At 58.8% G+C, this 25,778-nt stretch carries 25 protein-coding genes; 23 read left to right on the top strand and 2 right to left on the bottom strand.

The window, feature by feature from the left end; translation table 11 throughout:
* The first annotated feature begins 430 nt into the window (after window positions 1-430).
* The 19 genes from sicA (at window position 431) to BLU76_RS13330 (ending at window position 17,590) form a co-directional block, all read left to right on the top strand.
* On the top strand, window positions 431-913 hold the full coding sequence (gene sicA, locus BLU76_RS13230; protein ID WP_092148526.1) for a type III secretion system translocator chaperone SicA: 483 nt from the start codon (window positions 431-433) through the stop codon (window positions 911-913).
* 2 nt (window positions 914-915) lie between these two features.
* On the top strand, window positions 916-2,685 hold the full coding sequence (sctE, locus tag BLU76_RS13235) for a type III secretion system translocon subunit SseC family protein (protein WP_092223019.1): 1,770 nt from the start codon (window positions 916-918) through the stop codon (window positions 2,683-2,685).
* 268 nt (window positions 2,686-2,953) lie between these two features.
* Window positions 2,954-4,063 (top strand): cell invasion protein, encoded by a 1,110-nt coding sequence (locus BLU76_RS31875; RefSeq protein ID WP_256572672.1) that lies wholly within the window; start codon window positions 2,954-2,956, stop codon window positions 4,061-4,063.
* Window positions 4,064-4,073: 10 nt separating this feature from the next.
* A complete protein-coding gene (locus BLU76_RS13250) occupies window positions 4,074-5,171 on the top strand; it encodes an IpaD/SipD/SspD family type III secretion system needle tip protein (protein WP_092223021.1) in 1,098 nt (365 codons plus the stop codon).
* 23 nt (window positions 5,172-5,194) lie between these two features.
* Window positions 5,195-5,464 carry a phosphopantetheine-binding protein gene (locus BLU76_RS13255; protein WP_092223023.1) on the top strand — a complete coding sequence of 90 codons (270 nt, stop codon included), beginning with the start codon at window positions 5,195-5,197 and terminating at the stop codon, window positions 5,462-5,464.
* A gap of 140 nt (window positions 5,465-5,604) precedes the next feature.
* Window positions 5,605-6,036, top strand: coding sequence for an InvB/SpaK family type III secretion system chaperone (locus BLU76_RS13260; protein WP_092223025.1), 432 nt, complete (start codon window positions 5,605-5,607; stop codon window positions 6,034-6,036).
* A gap of 181 nt (window positions 6,037-6,217) precedes the next feature.
* The gene (locus BLU76_RS30740) at window positions 6,218-7,351 is read left to right on the top strand and encodes a hypothetical protein (protein ID WP_139211602.1); all 1,134 of its coding nucleotides are present in this window, start codon (window positions 6,218-6,220) and stop codon (window positions 7,349-7,351) included.
* 110 nt (window positions 7,352-7,461) lie between these two features.
* Window positions 7,462-8,652 carry a m7GpppX diphosphatase gene (locus BLU76_RS13275; RefSeq protein WP_092223031.1) on the top strand — a complete coding sequence of 397 codons (1,191 nt, stop codon included), beginning with the start codon at window positions 7,462-7,464 and terminating at the stop codon, window positions 8,650-8,652.
* A 472-nt stretch (window positions 8,653-9,124) separates the two neighbouring features.
* The gene (locus BLU76_RS13280) at window positions 9,125-10,306 is read left to right on the top strand and encodes a winged helix-turn-helix domain-containing protein (RefSeq protein WP_256572673.1); all 1,182 of its coding nucleotides are present in this window, start codon (window positions 9,125-9,127) and stop codon (window positions 10,304-10,306) included.
* Window positions 10,303-10,767, top strand: a complete 465-nt coding sequence (locus tag BLU76_RS13285; RefSeq protein WP_092223035.1) for a transglycosylase SLT domain-containing protein — start codon at window positions 10,303-10,305, stop codon at window positions 10,765-10,767. Before BLU76_RS13280 ends, BLU76_RS13285 begins: the two co-directional genes overlap by 4 nt.
* A gap of 119 nt (window positions 10,768-10,886) precedes the next feature.
* The gene (locus BLU76_RS13290) at window positions 10,887-12,065 is read left to right on the top strand and encodes a PrgH/EprH family type III secretion apparatus protein (protein ID WP_092223037.1); all 1,179 of its coding nucleotides are present in this window, start codon (window positions 10,887-10,889) and stop codon (window positions 12,063-12,065) included.
* Between the two features lie 3 nt (window positions 12,066-12,068).
* Window positions 12,069-12,329, top strand: a complete 261-nt coding sequence (gene sctF / locus BLU76_RS13295; RefSeq protein ID WP_072340799.1) for a type III secretion system needle filament subunit SctF — start codon at window positions 12,069-12,071, stop codon at window positions 12,327-12,329.
* A gap of 59 nt (window positions 12,330-12,388) precedes the next feature.
* On the top strand, window positions 12,389-12,697 hold the full coding sequence (gene sctI, locus BLU76_RS13300) for a type III secretion system inner rod subunit SctI (protein ID WP_092223039.1): 309 nt from the start codon (window positions 12,389-12,391) through the stop codon (window positions 12,695-12,697).
* On the top strand, window positions 12,694-13,413 hold the full coding sequence (locus BLU76_RS13305; RefSeq protein ID WP_092223041.1) for an EscJ/YscJ/HrcJ family type III secretion inner membrane ring protein: 720 nt from the start codon (window positions 12,694-12,696) through the stop codon (window positions 13,411-13,413). Before sctI ends, BLU76_RS13305 begins: the two co-directional genes overlap by 4 nt.
* On the top strand, window positions 13,400-13,966 hold the full coding sequence (locus BLU76_RS13310; protein WP_092223043.1) for a secretion system protein: 567 nt from the start codon (window positions 13,400-13,402) through the stop codon (window positions 13,964-13,966). The genes BLU76_RS13305 and BLU76_RS13310 overlap by 14 nt, the downstream gene beginning before the upstream one ends.
* A complete protein-coding gene (locus BLU76_RS13315) occupies window positions 13,938-14,648 on the top strand; it encodes an oxygen-regulated invasion protein OrgB (protein WP_092223106.1) in 711 nt (236 codons plus the stop codon). Before BLU76_RS13310 ends, BLU76_RS13315 begins: the two co-directional genes overlap by 29 nt.
* Window positions 14,638-15,066, top strand: coding sequence for a hypothetical protein (locus tag BLU76_RS13320; RefSeq protein WP_256572674.1), 429 nt, complete (start codon window positions 14,638-14,640; stop codon window positions 15,064-15,066). The genes BLU76_RS13315 and BLU76_RS13320 overlap by 11 nt, the downstream gene beginning before the upstream one ends.
* A 41-nt stretch (window positions 15,067-15,107) precedes the next feature.
* Window positions 15,108-16,472: a hypothetical protein gene (locus BLU76_RS13325; RefSeq protein ID WP_256572675.1), complete on the top strand. Its 1,365-nt coding sequence runs from the start codon at window positions 15,108-15,110 to the stop codon at window positions 16,470-16,472.
* Between the two features lie 98 nt (window positions 16,473-16,570).
* Window positions 16,571-17,590: a quinone-dependent dihydroorotate dehydrogenase gene (locus BLU76_RS13330; RefSeq protein WP_092223045.1), complete on the top strand. Its 1,020-nt coding sequence runs from the start codon at window positions 16,571-16,573 to the stop codon at window positions 17,588-17,590.
* A 310-nt stretch (window positions 17,591-17,900) separates the two neighbouring features.
* On the opposite strand, the gene rmf is transcribed toward BLU76_RS13330, so the two are convergent.
* A complete protein-coding gene (gene rmf, locus BLU76_RS13335) occupies window positions 17,901-18,116 on the bottom strand; it encodes a ribosome modulation factor (protein WP_003223300.1) in 216 nt (71 codons plus the stop codon).
* A 531-nt stretch (window positions 18,117-18,647) separates the two neighbouring features.
* Between rmf and rlmKL the strand changes: the two genes are divergently transcribed.
* Complete coding sequence (gene rlmKL / locus BLU76_RS13340; RefSeq protein WP_092148487.1) at window positions 18,648-20,918, top strand: bifunctional 23S rRNA (guanine(2069)-N(7))-methyltransferase RlmK/23S rRNA (guanine(2445)-N(2))-methyltransferase RlmL; 2,271 nt, start codon at window positions 18,648-18,650, stop codon at window positions 20,916-20,918.
* Between the two features lie 142 nt (window positions 20,919-21,060).
* Entirely contained in the window at window positions 21,061-23,445 is a 2,385-nt protein-coding gene (locus BLU76_RS13345) for a sensor domain-containing diguanylate cyclase (protein ID WP_092223047.1), read from the top strand.
* A 282-nt stretch (window positions 23,446-23,727) separates the two neighbouring features.
* On the opposite strand, the gene dacB is transcribed toward BLU76_RS13345, so the two are convergent.
* Window positions 23,728-25,194 (bottom strand): D-alanyl-D-alanine carboxypeptidase/D-alanyl-D-alanine endopeptidase, encoded by a 1,467-nt coding sequence (gene dacB, locus BLU76_RS13350; protein ID WP_092223049.1) that lies wholly within the window; start codon window positions 25,192-25,194, stop codon window positions 23,728-23,730.
* 41 nt (window positions 25,195-25,235) lie between these two features.
* On the opposite strand from dacB, the gene BLU76_RS30745 reads away from it, so the two are divergent.
* Together BLU76_RS30745 and BLU76_RS13355 are read left to right on the top strand one after the other, a co-directional pair.
* Window positions 25,236-25,436: a hypothetical protein gene (locus BLU76_RS30745; RefSeq protein ID WP_139211603.1), complete on the top strand. Its 201-nt coding sequence runs from the start codon at window positions 25,236-25,238 to the stop codon at window positions 25,434-25,436.
* Window positions 25,426-25,770, top strand: coding sequence for a YggL family protein (locus BLU76_RS13355; protein WP_092148478.1), 345 nt, complete (start codon window positions 25,426-25,428; stop codon window positions 25,768-25,770). The genes BLU76_RS30745 and BLU76_RS13355 overlap by 11 nt, the downstream gene beginning before the upstream one ends.
* Window positions 25,771-25,778 lie beyond the last annotated feature (8 nt).

Here is a 25,778-nt window from a genome sequence, read left to right on the forward strand (position 1 = left end):
CCGCTGGGTCGCGCAGCGGCCCCAAAACCTGACGACGCGGTGCATCAGGTTGATTGGCGTGGTCTTCGGGGGTCTGCTGCGCAGCCCAGCGGGAGCAAGCTCCCTCGCCACAAGAGCCGTTCTGCCAGCTGGAGATTTCGTCTGGAGGCAACACCGACCCGAAACAGCACCCCATCAACCACGCCGAGCACCCACTCCGTGGCGAGGGAGCTTGCTCCCGCTGGGTCGCGCAGCGGCCCCAAAACCCGACGACGCGGTGCATCAGGTTGATTGGAGTTGGTCTTGCGGGGGGGGGCTGCTGCGCAGCCCAGCGGGAGCAAGCTCCCTCGCCACAAAGGCAAGGATGAGCGCAATTTGGCAGCGTGACCTATCGGCGTTTTGGCTCAATGCACCCGTCAGCAACGCTGACGTTTTTTCAGGAGTGTGGCCGATGAATCGCGACAACAAACAAGACGAGCAGGTGGCCCTGGAGGTCGTGGACGCGGTACTCGGTGGCGCGGCGTTGAAAGACGTGCAAGGCATCAGTGACGAACACATGGACAGCCTCTATGCCTTCGCCTTCCAGTTCTACGAACAAGGACGGCTGGACGACGCCGAGAAGTTCTTCCACTTCCTGTGCATCTACGACTTCTACAACAGCCATTACTGGATGGGACTGGCGGCGGTGCACCAGCTCAAGCAAAACCACCAGAAGGCCATCGACCTGTATGCCATCGCGTTTGCCCAAGGCAAGAACGACTACCGGCCAATGCTCTACACCGGCCAGTGTCATCTGGCCCTGGGCAAGGTCGGCAAGGCCAGGTTGTGTTTCGAATACGTGATCGAGCAAGCCGCGGAAGACGATCTGCGCGAGCAGGCCAAGGTGTATCTCGACACCCTGGCCCACATGGAACTGCACTGTTCGGAGGACTGAACATGACTGACATAGGAAGTACCCGTAGCGCTCCCTTCCTGGGGGGAATGAGCCGCACCGAAGCCTTTGAAAAGTACGGCGCGGCGGCCAGCAAGGCCGCCAGGACCACGGACTATCAGGAGGCCGGTCGCAAAGCCCTGGCGGACCTGATGTCAGTGCAATACGACGGTCACGATGGCCGCTCCGCGCCCAGTACGGGTCGACCGGTGCTGCACGCACCACCGCCGCGGGCCGATGGCAACAAGCAGGAAACCAACGGTGACCTGTTCACCCTGTTGATGGCGATGATTGCCGAGCTGATCGGTGAGGTCGACGTCAACAAACTGAAAAACCGCCTGGAGATGTTGCAGAGCATGGCCGGTGCCCGCCAGCAGGGGCTTGAAAACCTCTCGGCCGAATACGCCGCCGCCGTCCAGGCCATGGCGGATGCCGAGGGGGATGTCGGCAGCAGCCAGGCGCAACTCGACCAATTGCACGAGCGGGTCCTGCATTTCCAAGGTCTGCTGGAAGACAGCGAAGCGCGGTTGGCACAACTGGACCCTGACTCGCCCGAATACGCCGAAGAGCTGGCCCGTCGCGACCAGCTCAAGGGCGAACTGGCGAGCCACACCCAAACGTTCAATGCAGCGACCGCCGCGCACCTGAAGCTGATCGAGATCGCCAATACCTTTGCCAAAACCTTGAGCGGGGTGATCGCGAAAGTGGTGGTGTCCGGCGGCGCAGGCCCCGACCAAAAGGAAACCGACGAAAAAGCCCTCAGCAGCAGTGCATTGGCCTTACTCAACCGCTTGAAGATCATCGAGTTGCTCGGTGAGGCAGCGCAGAACAAGGAGGAACTCAGCCAGGAGTTGTTCCAGGAGCTGCAAGTCAAGCTCCAGGAGCACATGAAGCGTGAGTCGGATAAATACCTGGAGGAAGTGCGCAAGGCCGAGGCGTTGCAGAAAACCATGGGCTGCATCGGCAAGATCGTCGGGGCGATATTGGCCGCCGCCACCATCGTCGCCGGGGTCCTGACCGCCAACGTGGCCCTGATCGTGGTTGGGGTGGTTGGCGCGGCGGTAATGATTGCCGATGCGGTGGTCGAGGAGAAAACCGGCAAATCGTTCATGGCCGAGGCTATGAAGCCGCTGACCGTCGCCATGCAAGAGGCCATCGAGTTCTTCACCGAGCTCTACACCCAGATACTGATAGAGGTGGGCGTTGATGAAGACAAGGCCAAGGAAATCGCGCAGATCGCCGGCATGATCCAGGGCGTCGTTTCGACGCTGGCCGCCATTGCCTTGGTGGCGGTTGTCGGGACGGCGGTGATCGGGCCGATGGTCAGCGCCGTCGCCTCGAAACTGGGGTCGGTGGTCGCCCAGGCCGCGCCCGCCGCAATGCAAGCCATGAAGCAGGTGGCAACCTCGGTGGGCAAATCGGTGACCCAGATGCTCACGCAGCTGCGCAGCTTGGTGACCAACGGCGCCGATGCGGTATCGCTGGCCCGTTACGCCGCCAACCTGGAGATCGTCCAGGCCGTCACCGAGTTCGGCCATGTCGCGGCGCAGGGCGTGATGCAAATCGAGGCCGGTCGGCATCAGGCCCAGGCGGCCGTGCATTTGGCCGATGTGCGAGTGCGCATGGCGATCAGCGAGGAAATCAGCAAATACCTGACCCAGGTAGTCGACGACTACGGCCAGGCGATGCGGGAGCGAACCCATCAGATCGAGCAGGTGTTTGCCGATCTGCAGCGCAGTCACAACGTCAGCCTGAACATGGTTCGGAACGTTTGAAAATCACGGATAGCAGGTACCTACGATGAAGGCTATTGACACTTCGAGCACGCATGTTTTTGTCCTCAATGCAGGGCAAGACGTGTTAACCGCTCAAACTGAATCTTCAAACCCCCTCAAAAGGAAGTCCCTCTCCGATTCAGCGGTTTTCGGCGAGATCACCGCAAGACAAGTCCTCCAGAACCCCAGCATCACGGCGCCTTCAGCTGCGGAGCTGGAGAGTGCGATCAACGCCTACCAGCCCACCGAGTCGGACTGGCAAGACTTCATGGCCGCCTCGATGATGCTCAGCGATGAAGTGCGCAACGAGCTGATCTTCGATCCTGGCGCCTGGGAGAAACACGCGAACGTGCTGGTGGCCGCGATCATCGCACTGAACATCGCACGGGTCGCCAACGCTCAACTGCGTGGGCATTTCAGCGTCATGGCCTCCGAGGCGGCCAAGGCCCAAGGTGCGGCCATTATCGAGTCAGGCGAGGCCGCACGGAACAGTGCTATTACGGGGGCGATCGTGTCCGGTGCAATCTCCGGGTTCGCCCTGCTCAAGACCCTCCATGGCCAGACGTTGAAGCATGCGGATATCAACCTGCACAAACGCAACGCCATGGACGCTCGCAATATCGAACGCGACCTCAAGCTTGAACGCAGTCGCAGCGAGTGGAATCCGCAGGGCACCTACAAGATCAAGACTCTTGATGAATTCGGTCGCGCGAAGACGGTCGATTTCAAACCCAGCGGTTCACCCCGGCCACCCGAGGACCAAGCCTGGTTCGACAAGGAAATCCTCAAGGCACAGGAGGTCGGTCGCAACGCCAAGTGGCTGAGCGAGACAGACCCCCAGAACCGCTTGAACCTGCACAAGCCCAACGCCCTGAACGCCAGGAACATCGAACGCGACCTCAAGCTTGAACGCGACCGCACGGACTGGAATTCGGACACCACCTACAAGATCAGGACATTCGACGCGTTCGGCCGCCCGACGCTGGTCGATTTCAAACCCAAGGGGTCGCCCCTGTCACCCAAGGACCAAGCCTGGTTCGAAAAACAAATATCCAACGCGCAAAAGGTCAGCGAGACCTCCGACTGGCTGAGCCAGATGGGCAGCCGGGGTATTGAAAGAAAACTGGAAATCGGCCGCGCCCTCAGCGCCATGGCGACGAACCTGAGCCAAGTGGTGTCGAGCATGGTGCGCCTGGCTGAGTACACCGCGCGGGAGAAAGAGGTGCTGCAGCAAAGTGCGCAGAACAGCCAGAAGAGCCTGGGGGATGAAGTCGCTCAGAAGGACGCGGCCGATGCCGCATTGCTGCAAAAACTGATGGACATGGTCATGCAGCTTTTTCAATCACGCAGTGACGTTATTCGCGCCGTGACGGCTTGAGGAGAGGAATATGGAAATCACCAGATTCATACAGACACCTGTCGTCTTGCTGCCGAACATCGACGCCACGGTCGATACGCCGTTGCCTGTGGACATTCCCGTTGAAGTACAAACGGTCAGCTCTCTGACACAGTTGCTCGACCGCTCCGTGAGCGCACTCAATCGCAGCCTCGCCAATCTGCTCAGGGGCCCATTCAACGCCAAGTCGCTGGAAGGCATGACCACCGAGTCCATGGCGCAACTTATCCCGGAGCTTCTCGAACAGATCCACGCCAAGCGCGATCGCTCACACCTGTGGGCCCAGCGCGCCCACCAGTGTTGTGCGGTGATGAGCCACAGCATGAAGTCCACGCTTCTGGACGACAGTCGACTGCGCCAGCTCAATGAGGAACAAGGCGAGATCCTGCGCAGCCTCAAGCAAGCCGTGGACCAGGACAAACCCTTCGAAATCGCGGAGGCCCTGGATGCCGGGATCAATTCCTCCAATGACTTCTTCGACAAACTGCTCGATCTGATCGACCTGATCAAGAACGGCTACCTGGCCGGTTACGAACACATCATCAAGGCCTATACCGACTTCTTCGCTGATTTCAACGCTGAAATCACCGCGAAGATGAAGGACTGGATCGAGGGGACGAACGACGGTAAAGAGGTCAAGGTAAGTGTCAGCGGATTGCGCGCCGCGTTGACCAGTCTGATCAATAAATACAGCCACCCCAACTCCGCGTCCGTACTCTTTCCGAAACCTGGCGACGGCGCAGCGAGCAAGGAAGAAGCAGAGAAATGGCTCAAGGCCCTGGGCTTGCCCGCCAGTTGCCTGAAACAGAATCCTCCGCCGGATAGCGGCTGGTGTGTCGTCATCGACCTCAGTCCATTGACGACCATGCTAGGTAGCGTGCCGAGCGGAGGCACAGTGACGTGGGATACCGCCAAGTACAACCAATGGCAAACCGGCTTCAACGCCCAGGAAGAACGCCTGAAAAACATGCTGCAGTCCCTTACCCAGAAGTATTCGAATGCCAATTCGTACCATGACAATTTCAATAAGACGCTGTCGGCACATTTGAATCAGTTTGCGGATATGTTGAGGGCGATGTTGAATTTTTAGTTGTGAGTGTCTGGAGAGTGAGTATGTCTGTTGTTGAGGCAGCTGTTGAGCCTAATGTAATAAGGCTGCTGGCCGAGTATTTTTCGAAGGCACATCGAGAAATATGCAGAAGTTCGCGGCTTGTGGAAGATTTGAAGGCTGATTCTGTCGATATAGTAGAAGTCGTCATGATTATAGAGGGCGCCTTTAATATAGAGCTGTCGTCGAATCAGGTGGCGGAATGGAGATCTGTGGTGGATATTGTTAAATCAATTGCAAGTGGCGAGAGAATGCGTGCTGTAATTGAAGGCTAAGGGCTAGCCACGAAAAAATATATAAATGGGCGGGTGGTCTGATCGATTTTGGTCGATTGGCCACTCTCAAAATTAGCGGGGGCTGAAGTCAGCCAAAAATGCATGGCTACCTCAGAGAGTTCTAAAATGGGTCGTTATAGATGGTTGTATCCTGCAATCCTTTATCATTCTCTCAAAATGTTCATCAAGAACTCAGTTCGCTGGTTCGTGAGGCACTGACTGTGCTAGGAGTTTCAGACCGACTGTTGCACGATTTTGACTCGCACTCAACCATAGCTATTGATATGGATGAAGAATGGTCAATTAATATTTCACTGGTCGATGATCGCCTTTTTGTCTGGTCGTTCATCGACATTAGCGAAGAGCTATTGATCGAGAATTCGAGAAGTGTCATTCCCGTCATTACCAGCCCAATGGAATATGTTGAGACGGGGCATTTAACATTAGGCAAGTGCGATGATGGCTTCGAACTAAAAGCGTTGATTGATCCGCTTGCAGTAGCTGGAAATAAACTTGGCCAAGTCATCCGTGATTTCCATGGCGCACTGAAAGTAATATATAGCCAGCGTTGAGGGTGAGTATTTAGTATTGGAATATTGATTCAGTCACACCGCTCGGTCAGCGGGCATCGAGCAGAGTAGCAGGGTGAGCTGTCTCACCAAATTATCGAATACGACACCTCTACCGCGTTAGCCCGGAACGGGGCTGAAATTACAATCATCAATCCTGTTAAAGTTATCAAGGATACAGACAATGACTCAAATCCAAGCATCGCAACGTTCTACCGCTACTATACCGACTGAGCAAAGTCATCAGCGCAATCAGGCCCTAACGGTAAAGGCGGTGCACAACACTCAAGAATCGCCAATGCGCAGAACACTGGACGCCTATGGTATAGATGATACTCGGGGAGCATTTAGCCAGCTAAATCGGGAGAAATACCATGTGTTTGTAAAAAAAGACAGCGCAGGCACCCCTGATCTAACCCATGGCGCCTATGTGTCTAAACAGGATGAAGACGGCTATGGTAACTTTAACTGGTTGAACCCAAAGGGCCTTATCAAATATCAAACCCAAGATGTCGCGGTCATCACCTTTACGAACAAAGATCAGCTGACACAGCTCAGTGATACATACCTGAAGCGTCCCCTGCCGGTATTTCTCACCAAGATACTCAACGCAGAAGCCTGTCTGGATACAGATCTTTATCGTCGGAATGCGAGCCTGGCTGAATTTATCTCGCCGATCGACCTCACGCAGCATGGCTATCTCATTGGGCCCAATTCACCGTACTGTGATGCAACAGTCTTAGATACCTATGTCAATGCTCCCGAGACACTCAAAAACAGTAAAGATGGCATCATCTTGTGTACCTATGCGATTCATCCGGGTATACAGTCCGAATTTCTAGCGGCTCGACATCACCCATCTGGCCCTGAAAGGCTTGAAACAAGCCAGCAGACGCCGCAAAGTACGATCGGTGATAAAACAAAGCTTGAACCCTTGACCAGTATTTTAAGTTTAAAGCAGGAGCATATTCCGCAACTGGAAAAATTGCGGGGTGAGACATTTAAACATCTTCGAGAGGTTTACGCTGTAGGCGAACATGATAACGTCAGGATGTTCTTTCATTTCCCCGTTGCAGAAAAAACCGCCACGCTCCACTTGCACACCTGGGTTAACAAGGGCGATCACCCGCTGAATGAACCCCGGTCTTTCGATCTCGATACAATCATTGCGCATCTTGAGTCTGGAAAAGACATCGGAGATTTTGTTCTTAGTCGTAACGAGGGATCCTATTTCTTACCTACCTCGGACACCATCAAGGATATCAGCGGAATCCCATTTAAAGGTCTGCGCGACAATGTCTTAAATCTGCCGTTGTAGTTTATGTGCAGCCATTGTCTTGCCGGTGCAGTACGTTCAGAGAAGCCTTGGCCACTGAGCGCAGCCAACGTACCTGTCATTTATAGCATGACAATCACAGGAGTTTATTAATGACTTCAATTCAGGTATTGCAGTATTCTGCTGCGACTAAGCTCGCTGATTCGAGTCAGTCCCGACATCAGGCGCCGGATGTACAGGCAGTACGTAACTCTCAGGTCTACCCGAAGACACATAAATATTCGGAGATCAGCAGAACATTGGATGCTTATGGTATAGATGATAATCGGAACATACTAAGCCAGTTGAGTCAGGATAAATATCAAGTTTTGATCAAGTCAGACAATTCAGGTGTCGCCGATTTTAATCATGGCGCCTATATATCAAAAAAACTTGAAGATGACTACGGCGCTTTTAGATGGCTAAGCCCAAGAGGGTTGCAAAAATATCAGACTGACGACTTGGCTCAGGTAACGCTGGGAACTACTAATCTGGCGCAGCTCCAGCAAACATACAAAGATGCACCTGTCACCCAATTTTTGGTTGAGCTGCTGTACGGTAACAATCGGGAGTCAGGCAACAAGGTATACGACGAGGTTTACAAAGAAAACCCCGATGTCTTCTATTACTCCGCCCCGTTGGGAATGGACAATGGATTCCTGATTTACCCGAATATTCCCTACATGTCGAAAACTTACACCGAAGGAAAAACCACGGATCTGTCCACTAGACCAGAAGGTATCCAGCTGATGGCCTGGGCTGTTCATCCAACAGCGCCACAGGATTTGATCCAGGAAATCAACGGTGATCTTTCGATAGGAAAAAAAACGACTAGTCAGAAGATTGAATTAAATCAGCGTCGCGCTGAATCAATGTCGGGCGTGAAATCATTAACCTCTATATTGGACCTGGAACAGGGTGATGTCGAGATGCTGGAAAAGCTGAAGATGGACAGTCTTCAGCATCTACTTGATATTTATGGGGTGTCTGCTGAAAAAGATAAAATCAATCTGTTTTTCCATTTTCCGGTAGCACCATCGACCGCTACCTTGCACCTGCATATTTGGGTAAACAAAGGGGATCATCCATTGAATGAATCGCGCGCATTTGCTATTGATGAGGTCATTCATCATTTAAGGCAGGGTGAAAATATCGATACGCTGATATTGTCCAGAAACGAGGGGCAATTCATATTGCCAACCAAAGACATGTTACACCAGATCAAGGGCATGCCTGAAAGTAAAACGCCAAGTCCTGTCGATTATCGCGAACTCAAGCTGCCTATCGGCGTTGCGAATGGATAAGATTAATTCGCATGTTCTCTTACCCACTTTGATTAAGTGGACATCATTGTCTTCAGGGATGCTCTGAAGTTGCCATGCGTCTCTGGCTGTCTTCACCTTCGTGATTTTGAAAGCGGTAATCGGCGATACGCTCGATGGCGCAACGGCCGCTGCTCGGAACGACAGCTTGGTCGAGACCGTCAAGGTCAACGACCAAGCGTCCTCTACGTGGCTGCGCCTCGCATTTAGGCATTTTTCCTACGGTTACAGGCGTGATTTCTTTAGCTAATAGGCGTGCCACCCTACGGAATCCTCCCACACATCTTCCTATAGTCACGCAGCTCGCCATCCCGAGCCTTTCCACCCGACAGGCTCAATCGCGCTTCAGTCACTTTCTATAGAGAAGTCTCAGAGTATGGACAGTACAACTGATCAAACGCCGGGCAGGTCATTCGTTTTTGACCGCTGGCTATTGCAAAGCGATGGAACGCTGATGCGAGATGGACAAGGAGTTCATGTTCCACCCAAAGAGTTGCAAGTACTGCGCTTGTTGCTGAGTTCGGCGGGGACCGTCGTCAGCAAGGAATATCTGCTGGACCATGCCTGGCCACGGATGGATGCCGCGGAGGAGTCGTTGACCCGCTGTATCTATGCGCTGCGCAAGTTGCTCAAGGACAACAAGGATTACATCGCAACGGTGTACGGCCAGGGTTATCGGTTCACCGAGCCGGTGGTTGAGCTCGATGCGCCGGACCCGGTGAAGGCGATGGCGCCTTCGCTGGCGGTGTTGCCGTTTCGCAACCTGGACGAGACGGCGGCGCTGGATTTGCAGGACCTGGTAATCCGGCAGTTGAGCACCGCATTCGGCGAGGCCTTGCACGTCATTCCCTCGGGCTTGATAGCAGGCTGCGGCGCATCGAACGACGTCCGCTCGCAGGTGCAGCGGTTGGCGGCGGACTACTGCCTGAGCGGACGTTCTGTCGGTTCGGGTGAGCAGCGTTACTGGTCGGTGGAGTTGATTCGCGGCAGCGATCAGGCGCTGTTGCATGGCCAGACACTGGACGCTGGTGATCCGGGGGAGGCGCTTGGTGCGTTGACGTGCCTGGTGGCGCAGCGCGTATCCGGGTTGCGTCCGGTGGGTGAGCGCTGCGGTTCCTATTCGGTGGCGGTGGCCTATCTGCGTGGGCTGTGCAGCCTGCAGCAATACACCGCGCAAAGCCTGGACGATGCCCAGGTGCTGTTCCGGCAATGTCTGAAACTCGATGCCGGGTACGCGCCACCCTGGTGCGGCCTCACGGATGTCTGGCTGGGGCAGGTGATGATCGGCCTGGGCAACCCGGCGGCGGCAATCGAGCAGGCGCATGCGACAGTTTCCAATGCACTGGCGCTGGACCCCGGCAATCTTTCGGCATTGACCCGCCTGGCATTGCTGACCAGTTTGCGCGGCTGTGACCAGGCAGCCGAAGTGTTGTTCCGGCGCTGCCTGTTGTCCGCCGACCGGGCTGATGTGCTGTATTTCCAGGCCTGGCATCACTGGTTCTGGCTACGCAGTGAGCAGGCGGCGCGGATGATCGAGCAGTGCCTGGAGCACGATCCGGGTTGCGTACGGGCGCGGATCCTGCGCGAGCGCATTCAAGCGCAGCCGGCCTGGACCCATGAGCGACTCCTGGCATGATGCGGCGCAGCGGCAAGTGGTTGTTTTGTCTTGGCCTGGGTCTGGGCGTGACCCAGGCGCACGCCTGGTGCTGGAGCAGGGCGGGGCAGTTGCATGCCATCGAACCCGAGCTGCTGCAAGCGATTGCCGATGTCGAATCCGGGCAGCGGCCAGACGCAATCAACCACAACCGCAACGGCACCCGCGATATCGGGCTGATGCAGATCAACAGCATCCACCTGCCCCGATTGAATGCCCAAGGCATTACCGAGCAGCGTCTGCTGGATGAGCCGTGCCTGTCGGTGGAAGTCGGTGCCCAGGTGCTGGCCGAATTCATCGCCCGCTATGGCTACAACTGGACGGCAGTCGGCGCCTACAACGCCGGCCATTCGCCTCACCGTCAAGCGGCGCGGCTTCGCTATGCCCGCAAAGTCTGGAAACGCTATCAGGCGTTCACCCAGGCGCGAATGGCAGCACCGTGAGCCGGGCTGGTCCAGGGATTCTGATCCTTTGCGGGAGGCAATCGGCAGATTTGCATCAGGAACCCTGGGGCCGGCCTTTCTAACCTGCCTGCTCATTTGACTGCCCTGGAGTTAGGACGGTGACAGTCCCGACGGCCCTCCCTCTACAGCCCTGCGTCTTGCGGATACTCAATGGCCCGTTGCAAGGCTGTGAGTTCCCGCTGGGTGAAGGCGCGACCCTGTTCGTGGTGGGGGCTGTGGATGTGCTCGGGGACGGCGTCCGTTCTGCCAGCGTTCCGGCTGAAACCCTCTTCGTTCCCCTGGAGGAAGGTGGCTGCAATTTCGAGGTGCTGGCCGACCAGGCCACGGCGGACGGTGTGCCGTTGCGGTTGCTCGGCGATTCGGTGGAGGTACGCCATTGTGCCTTCCAGGCCAGGGTGCAGATCGGCAGCCTGCAAATCGTCTTGCGTCCTGAACACCAACCCTGGGCGCCCGAATGCCTGGGTCAAGCACCCGAGACGCCGTCCAATGCCAGCGCTCTCGAGCGTTGGCGGGCCCCTTGGATGCGCTGGGGCGCCGGCGGTCTGGCGCTGATTGTTCTGGTTACCGTGATGGGGCTTTGGTCGATGCCGGGGCCTGCGCCGGAAACCGATATTCGCGCGTTGATCAGCGGCGGCAGTGCCGAGGTTCAGGTGCTGTCGGGGCGCGATCATTCGGTCTACGTCTTTGTGTCTTCCGAACGCGATGCCGGTTGGAGCCGACAGGTGCTGACGCGCCACAACGCCCTGAACGGCAAGGTGCTGATGAGGGACCAGGAGCGTGGTCGACTGGAGCAGGTGCTGATCGATCACGATCCGCAACTGGCCTGGCACTTCCTGGACCTCAAGGACCCGTCGACGCCGCGGCTGCTGCTCAGCACCCAGCGCAACCTGCTCACGCCGGACAAGCAAGCGCAACTGCTCGATGTGCTGCTCGCGGCGGCGCCTTATGCCCGCGACGTCGTGGTGCAGATGCAGGATGACACGCTGCTCGCCGACCTGGCGCAGGGCGGCTTGCAACGCCTGGCCCTGGCCTTCAACCGGATCGAGCACGCGGACAGTGTCACGTTCGCCGTCGAGGGCAACCTGCAGGATTCCGAACTGGCCGCCACTCGCCAGTATGTCGACCGCTTTTACCGGCAGTGGGGTGATCGCTACGTGCATTTCACTGTCGAGCTCAAGGACGACGCGCTCAAGGGCCTGTCGTTTCAAACCGGCCCGCAGGGCTACGTCAAGACGAGTGCTTCGTCCTGGTTTTTTCCAAACAGACACAATAGGTGAGCAATGGCTGGTATCGGTTTACCCATCACATTTCCCGACGACTTTCTCGGCGAGCAAGCTGCTGCGTTCGAACTCGGTGCACAGAAACTCAAGGACGTCCTGGATAAAGCGCTGGAGGACCTGAAAAAAGATGCCTCTGACCCTGGGCTGCTAGCGGCCTACCAGACCGCGTTTTCCTCCTACACGGTCTTTCGCAACGCCCAGACCAACACCATCAAGGGCTTCAAGGACATCGACATGGCGATCATCCAGGCGGCCCGCTGACGCTGGCTTTTTTCGATTGGCCATCGCCGTGACGATGGCCATTTTCATGAGTGCATCGTATGTCCATCCTCAGTGTTTCCCCTTCGCTCGTTCACGGCTCGACCTTCATTGAACTGCGCGGTCCGCAGGAAGGCCCGGTCGTGTCACTGGAATCGCGCTTGATCGAGGCGTTTGCCGGTTCCGCCGTGGACAGCGGCCAGGAAGTCGCCGCGATCAATCAGTTGCTGCTGCGTCCGGATATCAGCGACCCTGAAGTATTGGCCCAGTTGCAGGAGATGACCGGGCAATACAACGTCGATATCAACTTGCTCAACGTGCTGGTGCGCAAGGCCGTAGGCACGGCAGAAACCTTGTTGCGTGCGTCATGAAAGCGGGCGTGGTGTTGCTGCTGTTGGGCCTGGCGCTGGCGGGGTGTCGCCAACCGAGCCTGCTTGAAGGGCTGGATCAGCAGCAGGCCAATGAAGTGCTTTCGGTCTTGCAACGCAACAACATCGCGGCGGTGAAAGTCGACGCCGGCAAAGCCGGTTATGCGGTGAAAATCGATCAGTCGGATTTTTCCGCCGCCGTCGATCTGCTCAACCTTTATTCGTTGCCGTCCCGGCCACGCCTGCAGGTTGCGGAGATGTTTCCCGCCGATTCCCTGGTGGCCTCGCCCCGCGCGGAAAAAGCCCGGTTGTATTCGGCGTTGGAGCAGCGCATCGAGCAGTCGCTGGCGGTGCTCGAAGGTGTGGTTTCCGCGCGGGTGCATGTCAGTTATGACCTGGATGCCGGTGAAGGCGGGCGCAAGTCGCCGCCTATCCATCTCTCGGCGGTGGTGCTGCATGAGCGCGATGTCGAACCGCAGTTGCTGATCACCGACATCAAGCGTTTTCTCAAGAACAGTTTTGCGGCGGTGGAGTACGAGAACGTCTCGGTGGTGCTGTCCAAGCGCGCGTCCATCCAGCATGTCGCGCCAACGGTTATCGCAGCTCAGGGGCGTCCGAGTTGGCCGTGGTGGCTGGCGCTGATCGGCGGGTCGCTGTTGGCCGCTGGTGCCTGGGCCTATCGTCAGTCAAGTGCAGGGCGGCGTGATGACGGACGTTGACTGCTTGCAGCAGATTCTCGCTGAGCCTTTGGGGTATCTGCATCCTCAGCGCCTGGTGGTGCCCGCGAGATTCGAGGGGGCCGAGGCGTGGAGCCTACTTAACCGGATCGTGCTCGAAGGGCTGGCGATGCAAGGGCCTTGGCCATCGATGCCACTGACCGGCGTGGCGAAACAATGGGTTCGTCACTGGCGACGATTGCCTTATATCGCCTTGCTGATGGGCGCTTATCGTTTGATGCCCGATCTGGCACGAGGCGCTGCGCTGGGTTGCCTGCCGATGTCGGTTCGTCGTTTCGCGAGTTACAGCTTAGGGGGGCGAGGCGGTCTGCCGATCGACCGCTCACCTGTTGTCGTGGCCCAGGTTGAAGCGGCTGGCCTCAATGCGTTGTGGAGCTGGCACGAACAGGTTCCCGCCGCGCTGCTCGATCGTCTGGCATTGCAATTTTCCGAGGCGGTCGTGCGCTTGCATCGGCAATGGCCGCTCACGAAGCCCAATCCAAGCCTGTTCTTTCTGGCGGTGCAGCATGCTCGACTCTATCCGCTCCCTGACTGACCTGCCTGTGGGCGAGGACGCGCGCCTGGCGCGCGAGGACATCGCCGCTGCCCGTCGCCGCCAGCGCTTGCAGCGTGAGGCCCAACGCCGCGCCCGCGAGTGTGTCGAGCAGGCCCGGCGCGATGCCGAAGCGCTGCACGCCCAGGCGTTTCAACAGGGTTATGCCGAGGGCATTCTGCGCGCCACCGGGCAACTGGCTGACGGTTTGTTGAAGTCGCAAACCCTGGGCCTGCAATTGCGCCACGCGCTGGCTCGGGCCGCGCGTGATCTGCTCGCCCAAGCCTTGAGCCAGCCGCAATGGCTGGATGAAATGCTGGAACGTTGGCTGGCCGCACACCCGGTCGATTCGACCGCAGTCCTGCAGGTGCTGGTGCCGCTGCATTGCCGCCCGCGCGGCCATGAACTGCGGGACAGCCTGCGCCAGCAATGGGCCGGCGAACTGATTCTGGAATATCACCCGCAGGAGCGCTATGTGCTGCGGCTCGCGGATCAACTGCTGGAATTCGACGTTGAAACGATCCAGGAACGGTTGGCGCCCAGGTTGCTGGCGAGCATCGCCGCCCTGCCGGAGTCGGTTCGCGCTCTGGACCAGGCATCGTTACAGACCCTGACGGACTTGTGCTCAAGCTTCGTCGAGCACCCCACCGATTCCACGGCAACCGAGGTTCACCATGAAGATTGAAACCATGAGCGGTTCCAGCACGCTGGATCGCAGCGTCAGTCCGGCGGTGGAGACGCTGGAAGCGCGCCTGCTGGCTGCTGGTGAGCAAAGCAAACGTCCGGACCCTGAGTTCGAGCACTTGTATCAATTGCTGCTGGCCATGGAAGGGCAGGGCGAGAAGGCGATTCATGAGTTTCTTCGCACACTGCGTGGGGCGGACGGAGAAACCGCTGCGTACCCCACCGCGATGGCATTGAAGACGATCACGCAGCAGGTGCTGGTTCGGTTGAAGGACGAGGGCCTGGAAAAGTCGCAGCTCTATAAGGAAGTCCGCGGGGCCAATGGCCTGGCGTTTGCCATGGAAGTTTATGTATTGGGCGTTATGCGTGATGTGTTTCAGCCCATGGGGGATGACGCTTGGGAGAGGAGTGAGTGGTGAGGAGTTTTTGATGGTTTACATAACAATATGGAGAAACAACCATGCAAATTGTGAATGGGGCGAGCGTTCCTACGAGGGCTGTCCAGAGCGACTTCGTTTCATCTTCAAATGGTTCGGCAGGGGCATTAGAGACGCTTGACGCTGGAAAGCTGGATACTTCGGGGTTTGAACTGAGCCGATTGGGGTCGCCTAAGCAGATCGCAGCGGGTCTTGAGCATTTAGATCGTGCAGCAGCCATTGGATTGGAGAGTCTCGCCACTTATCAGGGGCAGGAAGATCTGGTTATAAGGTCCCGGATTTCCGAATTTGTTGAAGAGGGTAATCTGCCCGCCGAAAGAAGCGGAATTTTTAGCTTTGTAGATGAAGGGGCAGCAGGCACCGGAAACCGCGAGGATCGCTTGAAAGCTGTGCTCGAGGCCGGCCTGGAACTGCTCGAAGCCGCCAAAGGGCCAGGGCTCAACCTGCTGAATGTCGCCGGGCACACGGGGATGATCATTGCGCTGGCCACCGGTTTGCGTCAGTACGTTGGCTATCTCGTCGAGCAGGCTATGCGCGAAGGTGATACACCTGAGGCCGCTCGGACATGGGCGACCGTTGCGCTGGCAATGATAGGGCCAGCGTTGACGCTGATGGGGGCTGTCCACAGGGAGGTTGCAGGGGAGGCGACCTGGAAGTCTCGGGCGGGGAGTCTTTTCATGGCGATTGCTGTATTTGGAAGCACGCTCGGGGCCGTTCTCACGGGAGCGGCGGCAAAGCTTTTCCCTACAATAGCCGGCGGAGTCGTCTACATCATGGCCCGGGCGCTGGCTCAGTCCTTCTTCACTTTGAAAGACAACGCAGGTCCCGCGAACGCAGCGGTAACCGGGGTTACAGCTGCGGCTTATGGCGCGGTTCAATTTGCGTTGGCAGAACTGGGTAAGGCCATGCCATTGAGTGGTCCTGCCAGGGCAGCCGAGGGGCTTGGTTACAATTTCGGGGCGGACGTTATTCAAGCCGCGCTGAATGCTCTCGGAATGATAGCCGATGTAGCTACCTTCACTGCCTGCAAAAGTTTGGATGTGCTATCACGCAAGTTAGGGCCGGATTCGGTCTTTTCTGATCCGGAGTCTTTACAACAGATGGCCCTGGAGGTACGCGCTGGTGTTCAGTGGCCCACCAGAACGCAATTGGCCGATGCATTCATAAAAGTTGCAGGGGCACGCCTTTCGTTTGGGCACACTGTCAGCCTGTTCGTAGGTGCGGCAGCAGCTTTGTTGAGTGAGTCCGAGATCGGTGAGGATGCCCAGGGCCATGTTCTCAATGGCTGTTTCGCCGTAATGATGATGCTTCTTTACTTTCCACTCATTTTTACCAACCTAAAGGCAACCGGCCGAACCTTTACTCCGGAGGGTATTAACACGCCTTGATCCAGCCCCAAGAGCGAGCAGCCATAGGTTGCTCGCTCCTGTCCCTTTACCCCGGCTATAATCCCCGCCTCATTTCGTCGATCGAGTCAAACCCACCCATGTACACCCTGGCCCGTCAGCTGCTGTTCAAACTTTCCCCGGAAACCTCCCACGATCTGTCCCTGGACCTGATCGGCGCGGGTGGACGTTTGGGCCTCAACGGTTTGCTGTGCAAGGCGCCGGTGAACCTGCCGGTGACGGTGATGGGGCTGGAATTCCCCAACCCGGTCGGGTTGGCGGCAGGGCTGGACAAGAACGGTGCGGCCATCGACGGGTTCGCCCAGTTGGGTTTCGGTTTCGTGGAAATCGGCACCGTCACCCCGCGCCCGCAGCCGGGTAATCCCAAGCCACGGCTTTTCCGTCTGCCCGAGGCCGAGGCGATCATCAACCGCATGGGCTTCAACAACCTGGGCGTCGACAATCTGCTGGCCCGGGTGGCCGCGGCCAAGTACAAGGGCGTGCTGGGCATCAACATCGGCAAGAATTTCGACACCCCGGTGGAGCGTGCCGTCGACGATTACCTGATCTGCCTGGACAAGGTCTACGCCCACGCCAGCTACGTGACCGTCAACGTCAGCTCGCCGAACACCCCGGGGCTGCGCAGCCTGCAATTCGGCGACTCCCTCAAGCAACTGCTGGCCGACCTGGCCCGGCGACGCGCCGAGCTGGCGGTGATGCATGGCCGGCATGTGCCGCTGGCGATCAAGATCGCCCCGGACATGACCGACGAAGAAACCACCCAGGTCGCCCAGGCCCTGATCGAGACGGGCATGGACGCGGTGATCGCCACCAACACGACCCTGGGTCGCGAAGGGGTCGAAGGGCTGGAGCATGGTGACGAGGCGGGTGGGTTGTCGGGAGCGCCGGTGCGTGACAAGAGCACTCATACCGTGAAGGTGCTGGCCGCCGAACTGTCGGGGCGCTTGCCGATCATTGCGGCGGGTGGGATTACCGAAGGCCGGCATGCCGCCGAGAAAATCACCGCCGGGGCGAGCCTGGTGCAGATTTATTCGGGCTTTATCTATAAAGGACCGGCGTTGATCCGTGAGTCGGTGGATGCGATCGCGGCGTTGCGTTGACTTAAGGCTGGGTGGAACCTTGTGGCGAGGGAGCTTGCTCCCGCTGGACTGCGCAGCAGTCCTGAAACCGGCTGACGCCATTTGCCTGGCTCACCGTGCAATGGCTTTTTGGGGCTGCTGCGCAGCCCAGCGGGAGCAAGCTCCCTCGCCACAACAGTGTTCGCAGCTCAGGCAATGACATAAAGCCCAGGCATTAAAAAGGGCTCCTCGAAGGAGCCCCCTGGGCCGTAGCCCGCCGTCCGGATGGGACGTGCGTGGTTAAATCGATATGGGTGTCAAATTGTCGAGTTCTTGAGTATTAAGCCCTGTGTCAGCCGACGGCGTGAAGTTCGTTGAGTCTATGGATACCCGCAGTGCCGGTCATACCGTCCCAGTTGTCGCCGCGTCCTTCTCGCCAGCCATTGATCCAGGCTTGACGTACCGACGGTAGAGTAAAGGGGCAAAGCTCACGGGATTTACCACCAACGCCATATTGGTAACCACGTAAAAATGCTCTTTCCAACGGATCACGCTTAAGTCTTCTCATAGGGTGTTGCCCTCACTTGTTGACTGTTACTTAGCGTCGACCTCTATCGAGGCCGGGGCAGAATCATTCTGCCGTTGGTGGCTCGTTGCCGGCGTGACGAGCCGAGGTGTTGACGCCGTTGCGACGTCAACCTGTGTTGAGTTCTAACCAAAGCGTCACATGGATGGAATGATCGTTTTGTCATAAGCACGTAACAATAAAGATGTTAGGGCGATAAGTAACTTGATGTTCGTTGACCGCTTTTGAGCAAGACCCCTGTATGATCGGCCCTGCGCCGAAAGGGGTAGGTCTGGCTCGGATGAGAATGTCCTCCCGTTGCACTCGGGTACTATTCGACGAAAGGGTCGAGTTTTCACAATTTGTTGCACAGAATTTTTTTTCTGCCTTCGCATCTAAGCTCTTTTAACCTGAGCGGCGAGGGTGGCACGGCACACTTTCGTGCCACACGGGTGTTCTTGAGAAAAGCACCTGATTGAACCTGGCCCGGCAATGCGTTGCCCGGTCCACTTAGCCAAAGGCTCTGGAATCCCCATGTCCGATCGTTTCGAACTCTTCCTCACTTGCCCCAAGGGCCTCGAAGGCCTGCTCATCGAGGAAGCCGTCGGGCTTGGCCTTGAAGAAGCGCGCGAGCACACCTCGGCGGTGCGCGGCATGGCCGACATGGAAACGGCCTATCGCCTGTGCCTGTGGTCGCGCCTGGCCAACCGCGTGCTGCTGGTGCTCAAGCGCTTCCCAATGAAGGACGCCGAAGACCTCTACCACGGCGTGCTGGATGTTGACTGGCAAGACCACATGCTGGCCGATGGCACGCTGGCGGTGGAGTTCAGTGGCCACGGTTCGGGCATCGACAACACCCATTTCGGCGCCTTGAAGGTCAAGGACGCCATCGTCGACAAGCTGCGCACGCCGTCGGGCGAGCGACCGTCCATCGACAAGCTCAACCCCGACCTGCGCATCCACCTGCGCCTGGACCGTGGCGAAGCCATTCTCTCCCTGGACCTTTCCGGCCACAGCCTGCACCAGCGCGGTTATCGCCTGCAGCAAGGTGCCGCGCCGCTGAAGGAAAACCTCGCCGCCGCGATCCTGATTCGCGCCGGTTGGCCGCGCATTGCCGCTGAAGGCGGGGCGCTGGCCGACCCGATGTGCGGTGTGGGCACGTTCCTGGTAGAAGCCGGGATGATCGCCGCCGATATGGCGCCGAACCTGCGTCGCCAGCAGTGGGGCTTTACCGCCTGGCTCGGCCACGTGCCGGCGCTGTGGAAGAAACTCCACGAAGAGGCCACCGCTCGTGCTGAGGCCGGGTTGGCCAAGCCACCGTTGTGGATTCGCGGCTACGAAGCTGACCCACGGCTGATTCAACCGGGCCGCAACAACGTCGAACGTGCCGGCCTGAGCGAATGGATCAAGATCTATCAAGGCGAAGTCGCCACCTTCGAGCCGCGTCCGGACCAGAACCAGAAGGGCTTGGTGATCTGCAACCCGCCGTACGGCGAGCGCCTGGGCGATGAAGCCAGCCTGCTTTACCTCTACCAGAACCTCGGCGAGCGTCTGCGCCAGGCCTGCCTGAACTGGGAGGCGGCGGTGTTCACTGGCGCGCCGGACCTGGGCAAGCGCATGGGCATTCGCAGTCACAAGCAGTATTCGTTCTGGAACGGCGCCTTGCCGTGCAAATTGCTGCTGATCAAGGTGTTGCCAGACCAGTTCGTCACGGGTGAGCGTCGCACCCCGGAACAACGTCAGGCCGAGCGCGAGCAGGCCGCCTACGATCAGGCCCCGGAAGTCCCGCAAGAGCGCCAGTACAACAAGAACGGTAACCCGATCAAACCGGCCCCGGCGCCAGCCCCCGTCGTGGAGCAGGCGCGGTTGAGCGAAGGCGGGCAGATGTTCGCCAATCGCCTGCAAAAGAACCTCAAGTTGCTGAGTAAGTGGGCCAAGCGTGAAGGGGTGGACTGCTACCGGGTCTACGATGCCGACATGCCGGAATACTCCATGGCCATTGACCTGTACCACGATTGGGTACACGTCCAGGAATACGTCGCGCCAAAATCCATCGACCCGGAAAAGGCTTCGGCCCGGTTGTTCGACGCCCTGGCGGCGATTCCCCAGGCGCTGAACGTGGATAAGAGCCGCGTGGTGATCAAGCGTCGCGAGCGCCAGAGCGGCACCAAGCAGTACGAGCGCCAGAGTGCCCAGGGCAAGTTCACCGAGGTCAACGAAGGTGGCGTGAAGCTGCTGGTCAACCTCACCGATTACCTGGATACCGGACTGTTTCTCGACCATCGACCGATGCGCCTGCGGATCCAGAAAGAAGCCGCCGGCAAGCGCTTCCTCAACCTGTTCTGCTATACCGCGACCGCCAGCGTCCATGCGGCCAAGGGCGGGGCGCGGAGCACCACCAGCGTCGACCTGTCGAAAACCTACTTGGATTGGGCACGCCGCAACCTGTCGCTCAATGGTTTTTCGGAGAAGAACCGCCTGGAGCAGGGCGATGTGATGGCTTGGCTTGAGGCCAGCCGTGACGAGTACGACCTGATCTTCATCGACCCGCCGACCTTCTCCAATTCCAAGCGCATGGAAGGCATCTTTGACGTGCAGCGTGACCATGTCCAATTGCTGGACCTGGCCATGGCGCGCCTGGCGCCTGGCGGCGTGCTGTATTTCTCCAACAACTTCCGCAAGTTCCAGCTCGAGGACAACCTCGGCGAGCGTTATGCGGTGGAAGAGATCACCGCCAAGACGATTGATCCGGATTTTGCCCGCAACGGCAAGATCCACCGCGCCTGGAAGATCATGGCGCGTTGAGTCGGGGCTGATTGGATCCACGAAGCCTTGTAATTCAAGGCTTCTAGCCTCGTTGGGGACTGGCTAAAGTGATGGCGAATAGCTATAACTTAGGCTGTGTCCAGGGCTGTGCCTATGCCTGGTTCCTTTCTGAGTTGTGTTTATGGCATTGCATCAGGTGCGTCCCAGGATCCTGGGCTTTATCAGCGAAGACGTGTCGGCCTGGCTGGTCGCTTCGCTGGTCCTGCTGGCCGGTATGTTCCTGACCGGCTTGCTGACTTGGGCGATGATGAATCTGTTCCACCAGCAACTGCGCCAGCGCTTCGAGCTGCAAGCCGAGGAGCGTTTCAGCCGCATCGAGGAACACTTCCAGGATCAGGAGCAACGCCTCGACAGCCTCAGGCGTTTCTTTGCCAACTCTGAAGATGTCTCCAACAACGAATTCCGTGGTTACGCTGACGTGCTATTGCGCCGTATCCGGGCGTTCGCCTGGGCGCCCAGGGTGCTGCGCGACGAACGGCAATCGTTCGAACAACAAGCGCAAGCCGACGGGGCCACTCAATTCACGATCCGCGAGCCGGACGGTAGCGGTGGCCTGCGACAGGCCGCCGAACGAGATGAATACGCACCGCTGCGCTACATCCAGAGCCAGGCTTCCTACGGGACACCGCTGGGCCTGGACCTGCTTTCCGAACCCTTGCGCCGTGCCACCGTTGAGCGGGCCCGCCAGCGAGGCGGGCCGGTGGTTTCGCAGCCATTGGACCTGATGGGCGCCGACCCGGTATTTGCCCGGGGGGTACTGTTGGTTGCGCCGGTCACCCGGGAGTCGGCCAGCGAACCGTTCGGGTACGTGGTGGCGGCCATCAGCATGCGCCAACTGGCGGGTGACGGGCTGCCAGCGTCCAGTCACGACAATCTGTCGATGCGTGTCATGGACCTGTCTACCGAAAACGCGGAGGAGGCGCTGTTCGAATCCCACAACCCGCCGGGCCGTAGCGATTTGTCGGCGACTCGCCTGTTGCGCCTGGCCGATCGCGACTACCGGGTGGAGTTGCGGCCCAGCCGGGTGTTCCTGTCCACCAATCATTCTTCGGTCACCAGTATGGTGATACTTGGCGGCTTGCTCAGCCTGCTGCTCAGCGTCTTGCTCTATGTACTGGTCAGCCAGCGGCAGCGGGCCTTGAAACTGGTAGAGCAACGCACCCGTGAACTACGCGCCCGGGAGCAGGAGCTGCGCGGTACCCATGGGCAGTTGCGTGGTGTGCTGGATGCCGCGACTCAGGTCGCGATCATCGCCACGGACCTGCGCGGCGTCATCACCACCTTCAACGCCGGTGCCGAGCAGATGCTCGGCTACCCGAGTTGCGAGGTCCTGCAGAGCATGACCCTGGAAAGCCTGCATGTACCGCGCGAACTCCAGGCCCGCGCCGCCCAACTCGGCGCGCGCTTTGGCAAGCCGATTCCGGCGTGCCACGCGATGTTGCTCGAGGGCGGCGAACAGGGCGGGCAGCAGGCGCGGGAGTGGACCCTGGTGCGCCGCGATGGCAGCCACCTGACCGTGAACATGCTCGCCACACCGATGCTCGATGACCAGGGACTGTGGATCGGGCACCTGGCGATCTGCATCGACATCACCGAACGCAAGCGCGTCCACGAAGCGTTGGCTGCCCGTGATGTGTTGCTGAAAAAGCTCAGTGCCCACGTGCCCGGGGGGATCTACCAGTTCAAAATGGATTTCAACGGTCGCTTCAGCGTGATCTATGCCAGCGACGGCATTCGCGACATCTATGAATTGGAACCCGATGTGCTGGTGCAGAACGCCGAGGCGATTTTCTCGCGCATTCACCCGTTGGACAGCACGCGTGTCCGCGCTTCGATTCGCGCTTCGGCCCACACCTTGAGCCCGTGGCGGGAAGAGTACCGGGTGCAACTGCCCTTGCGCGGCCTGCGTTGGGTACGCGGCGAGGCCACGCCCGAGGAGCTGCCCGGCGGCGGGGTGTTGTGGCACGGGTATATCTCGGATATTTCCGACCTCAAGCGCGTGGAAGAAGAGCTGCGGGCCTTGTCCGTGACCGACGCGCTGACCGGTATTCGCAATCGCCGCTATTTCCAGGAGCGCCTGACTTCGGAGATGGCTCGGGTCGAGCGCGGTTCCGGAGGACTGGCGGTCATCATGCTCGACATTGACCACTTCAAGCGCATCAACGACCAGCATGGCCACGCAGTGGGCGACCGGGTGTTGCAGGCCGTCTGCCAGCGTGTCGCCCAACGGTTGCGGCGCACCGATGTGTTCTGCCGGCTGGGGGGCGAAGAGTTCGTGGTGCTGTGCCCGGACACTGACAGCGACAGCGCCTACACCTTGGCATTGGAGTTGTGGGAAGGCTTGCGGGCGGCGCCCATCGAGGGCGTGGGGTTTGTCACCGCCAGCTTCGGTATCGCCACCTGGCGCGCCGGGGAAGGCGCCGATGCGTTGCTGCTAAGGGCTGACTCGGGCGTGTATGCGGCCAAGCAGGCCGGGCGGGATCGGGTTGAGGTGCAGTTGGGTTAGCCACTTAGGCTGGGTATATGGTAGTGCCGTTCAGTTAAGGATGGTTTGAATCATTGTGGCGAGGGGATTTATCCCCGTTGGGCTGCGTAGCAGCCCCAAAAGACTGAATGTAACCAACCCGGCATACTTCGGTGGCTGGGTTCAGGGCCGCTTCGCAGCCCAGCGGGGATAAATCCCCTCGCCACAGATTCATCGAATGCCTTAAGTGAATAGCATTATGGGTATATGGGGGCGAAGTGTGGGAGCGAGCAAGCCCGCTCCCACAGTTGATCTCTGGCGGGATTAGAGCACCGAAGCCGTCTGCGGCAGTTTCGGCTGGCGGTACAGGTCCAGCAGCACCTGGTCCAGCACCGACGAAGCGCCCCAAGGTTTCGGATCGTTGAGAATCGCCACCACCGCCCAGGTGTTGCCATTGATGTCACGGCTGTAGCCGGCGATGGCGCGGACGGTGTTCAGGGTGCCGGTCTTGACATGGGCTTCGCCGGCCATGGCGGTGGTCTTCAGGCGTTTGCGCATGGTGCCGTCGGTGCCGGCAATCGGCATCGAACTGATGAACTCGGCCGAGTACGGGCTGCGCCAGGCGGCTTGCAGCATGGCCGCCATTTCCCGGGCGCTGACCCGTTCGGCGCGGGACAGGCCGGAGCCGTTCTCCATCACCAGGTGCGGCGCGGTGATGCCTTTCTTGGCCAACCACTGGCGCACCACCCGTTGCGCGGCCTTGGCGTCATCACCGTCGGCTTCGTTACGGAACTGTGCGCCGAGGCTCAGGAACAACTGCTGGGCCATGGTGTTGTTACTGTATTTGTTGATGTCGCGGATGATCTCCGCCAGGTCCGGGGAGAATGCCCGGGCCAGCACCTTGGCGTTGCTCGGGGTCGCGGCCAGGCGGTCCGTGCCCTGGATGCTGCCGCCCAGCTCTTTCCAGATCGCCCGCACCGCTCCTGCGGTGTAGGTAGCATGGTCCAGCAGCGACAGGTAGGTCTGGGAGCTGCAACCGTCACCGAGCTGGCCGCCGACGGTCACCGTCACGCTGCCGTCCGCCTGGGCCACCGGGTTGTAGCGCACACCGCCGGCGCATTGCTTGGAGTTGACGGCCTTGACCTGATTGTCGATGCGAATGCTCGCAATTGGCGGCTCCACCGACACCAGTACCCGGCCGCCGTCATTGCGGGCGACGAAGCGCAGGGCCTTGAGGTTGACCAGCAACGAGTCGGGCTTGACCAGGAACGGTTTGTTTTCGTCGTTGCCGTCGTCGTTGAATTCGGGCAGTTGCGGCTGGATGAAGAAGCCGCGGTCCAGCACCAGGTCGCCGGTGACCTGCTGCACACCGTTGGCCCGCAGGTCGCGCATCAGCAGCCAGAGTTTTTCCATGTTCAGCTTGGGATCGCCGCCGCCCTTGAGGTACAGGTTGCCGTTGAGGATCCCGCCGCTGAGAGTGCCATCGGTGTAGAACTCGGTTTTCCACTGGTGATTGGGGCCGAGCATTTCCAGGGCCGCGTAGGTGGTCACCAGTTTCATGGTGGACGCTGGATTGACCGAAACGTCGGCGTTGTACAGGGTCGGAGTGCCGGGGCCATTGAGCGGCACCATCACCAGGGACAGGGCGTCATTCTGCAGTTTGCTGGCCTTGAGGGCTTTTTGCACATTGGGCGACAGGGCAGTGTTGATCGTGGCGGCGTGGGCGGTGACAGGGAGGGCCAGGGGAAGAAGAAGGCTGGCCAGAAGCAGTGGACGCAAAGATTTGATCATTTGTAATAAAACCCTACGGGCGAGGGGGAAAAGACGAGGACATGAAAATGAACGCCCTCAACGGTCATGAAAGTGTCGGCATTATGCCCCAAGCCGCAACGGCTGGGGCCGTGCCTGAGCCCTTCGGCCGCTATTTTTTACCGACGGTAGGTCGATACACCCGATCAGTCGGGCAAACGACGCACCAAACTGGTAAAGTGCCGGCCGTTATTACTTATGAGGATTGTTCCAATGGCGACTAACCGTTCCCAGCGTCTGCGCAAAAAACTGTGCGTGGATGAATTTCAAGAGCTGGGTTTCGAACTGAACCTGGATTTCAAAGAAGATCTGGCCGATGAGGCTATTGACGCTTTCCTCGACGCTTTCCTGAAAGAAGCCATGGAGGCCAACGGCCTGGGCTACGTCGGCGGCGACGACTACGGTCTGGTTTGCCTGCAGAAGCGTGGTTCGGTTTCCGAAGAGCAGCGCGCTACCGTTGAAGCCTGGCTCAAGGCGCGTCCTGAGCTGACCAGCGTTGAAGTGAGCCCGCTGATGGACGTCTGGTACCCGGAAAAGCCGATCAACCCGGTCGCTTGATGGTCCGA

This window comes from Pseudomonas sp. NFACC08-1 (assembly GCF_900106735.1).
GTDB lineage: Bacteria > Pseudomonadota > Gammaproteobacteria > Pseudomonadales > Pseudomonadaceae > Aquipseudomonas > Aquipseudomonas fluorescens_Q.

Coding starts and splice junctions, on each gene's coding strand:
- sicA (WP_092148526.1), top strand. CDS start 431: ATGAATCGCGACAACAAACAAGACGAGCAGGTGGCCCTGGAGGTCGTG.
- sctE (WP_092223019.1), top strand. CDS start 916: ATGACTGACATAGGAAGTACCCGTAGCGCTCCCTTCCTGGGGGGAATG.
- BLU76_RS31875 (WP_256572672.1), top strand. CDS start 2,954: ATGGCCGCCTCGATGATGCTCAGCGATGAAGTGCGCAACGAGCTGATC.
- BLU76_RS13250 (WP_092223021.1), top strand. CDS start 4,074: ATGGAAATCACCAGATTCATACAGACACCTGTCGTCTTGCTGCCGAAC.
- BLU76_RS13255 (WP_092223023.1), top strand. CDS start 5,195: ATGTCTGTTGTTGAGGCAGCTGTTGAGCCTAATGTAATAAGGCTGCTG.
- BLU76_RS13260 (WP_092223025.1), top strand. CDS start 5,605: ATGGTTGTATCCTGCAATCCTTTATCATTCTCTCAAAATGTTCATCAA.
- BLU76_RS30740 (WP_139211602.1), top strand. CDS start 6,218: ATGACTCAAATCCAAGCATCGCAACGTTCTACCGCTACTATACCGACT.
- BLU76_RS13275 (WP_092223031.1), top strand. CDS start 7,462: ATGACTTCAATTCAGGTATTGCAGTATTCTGCTGCGACTAAGCTCGCT.
- BLU76_RS13280 (WP_256572673.1), top strand. CDS start 9,125: ATGCGAGATGGACAAGGAGTTCATGTTCCACCCAAAGAGTTGCAAGTA.
- BLU76_RS13285 (WP_092223035.1), top strand. CDS start 10,303: ATGATGCGGCGCAGCGGCAAGTGGTTGTTTTGTCTTGGCCTGGGTCTG.
- sctF (WP_072340799.1), top strand. CDS start 12,069: ATGGCTGGTATCGGTTTACCCATCACATTTCCCGACGACTTTCTCGGC.
- sctI (WP_092223039.1), top strand. CDS start 12,389: ATGTCCATCCTCAGTGTTTCCCCTTCGCTCGTTCACGGCTCGACCTTC.
- BLU76_RS13305 (WP_092223041.1), top strand. CDS start 12,694: ATGAAAGCGGGCGTGGTGTTGCTGCTGTTGGGCCTGGCGCTGGCGGGG.
- BLU76_RS13310 (WP_092223043.1), top strand. CDS start 13,400: ATGACGGACGTTGACTGCTTGCAGCAGATTCTCGCTGAGCCTTTGGGG.
- BLU76_RS13315 (WP_092223106.1), top strand. CDS start 13,938: ATGCTCGACTCTATCCGCTCCCTGACTGACCTGCCTGTGGGCGAGGAC.
- BLU76_RS13320 (WP_256572674.1), top strand. CDS start 14,638: ATGAAGATTGAAACCATGAGCGGTTCCAGCACGCTGGATCGCAGCGTC.
- BLU76_RS13325 (WP_256572675.1), top strand. CDS start 15,108: ATGCAAATTGTGAATGGGGCGAGCGTTCCTACGAGGGCTGTCCAGAGC.
- BLU76_RS13330 (WP_092223045.1), top strand. CDS start 16,571: ATGTACACCCTGGCCCGTCAGCTGCTGTTCAAACTTTCCCCGGAAACC.
- rmf (WP_003223300.1), bottom strand. CDS start 18,116: ATGAGAAGACTTAAGCGTGATCCGTTGGAAAGAGCATTTTTACGTGGT.
- rlmKL (WP_092148487.1), top strand. CDS start 18,648: ATGTCCGATCGTTTCGAACTCTTCCTCACTTGCCCCAAGGGCCTCGAA.
- BLU76_RS13345 (WP_092223047.1), top strand. CDS start 21,061: ATGGCATTGCATCAGGTGCGTCCCAGGATCCTGGGCTTTATCAGCGAA.
- dacB (WP_092223049.1), bottom strand. CDS start 25,194: ATGATCAAATCTTTGCGTCCACTGCTTCTGGCCAGCCTTCTTCTTCCC.
- BLU76_RS30745 (WP_139211603.1), top strand. CDS start 25,236: ATGAAAATGAACGCCCTCAACGGTCATGAAAGTGTCGGCATTATGCCC.
- BLU76_RS13355 (WP_092148478.1), top strand. CDS start 25,426: ATGGCGACTAACCGTTCCCAGCGTCTGCGCAAAAAACTGTGCGTGGAT.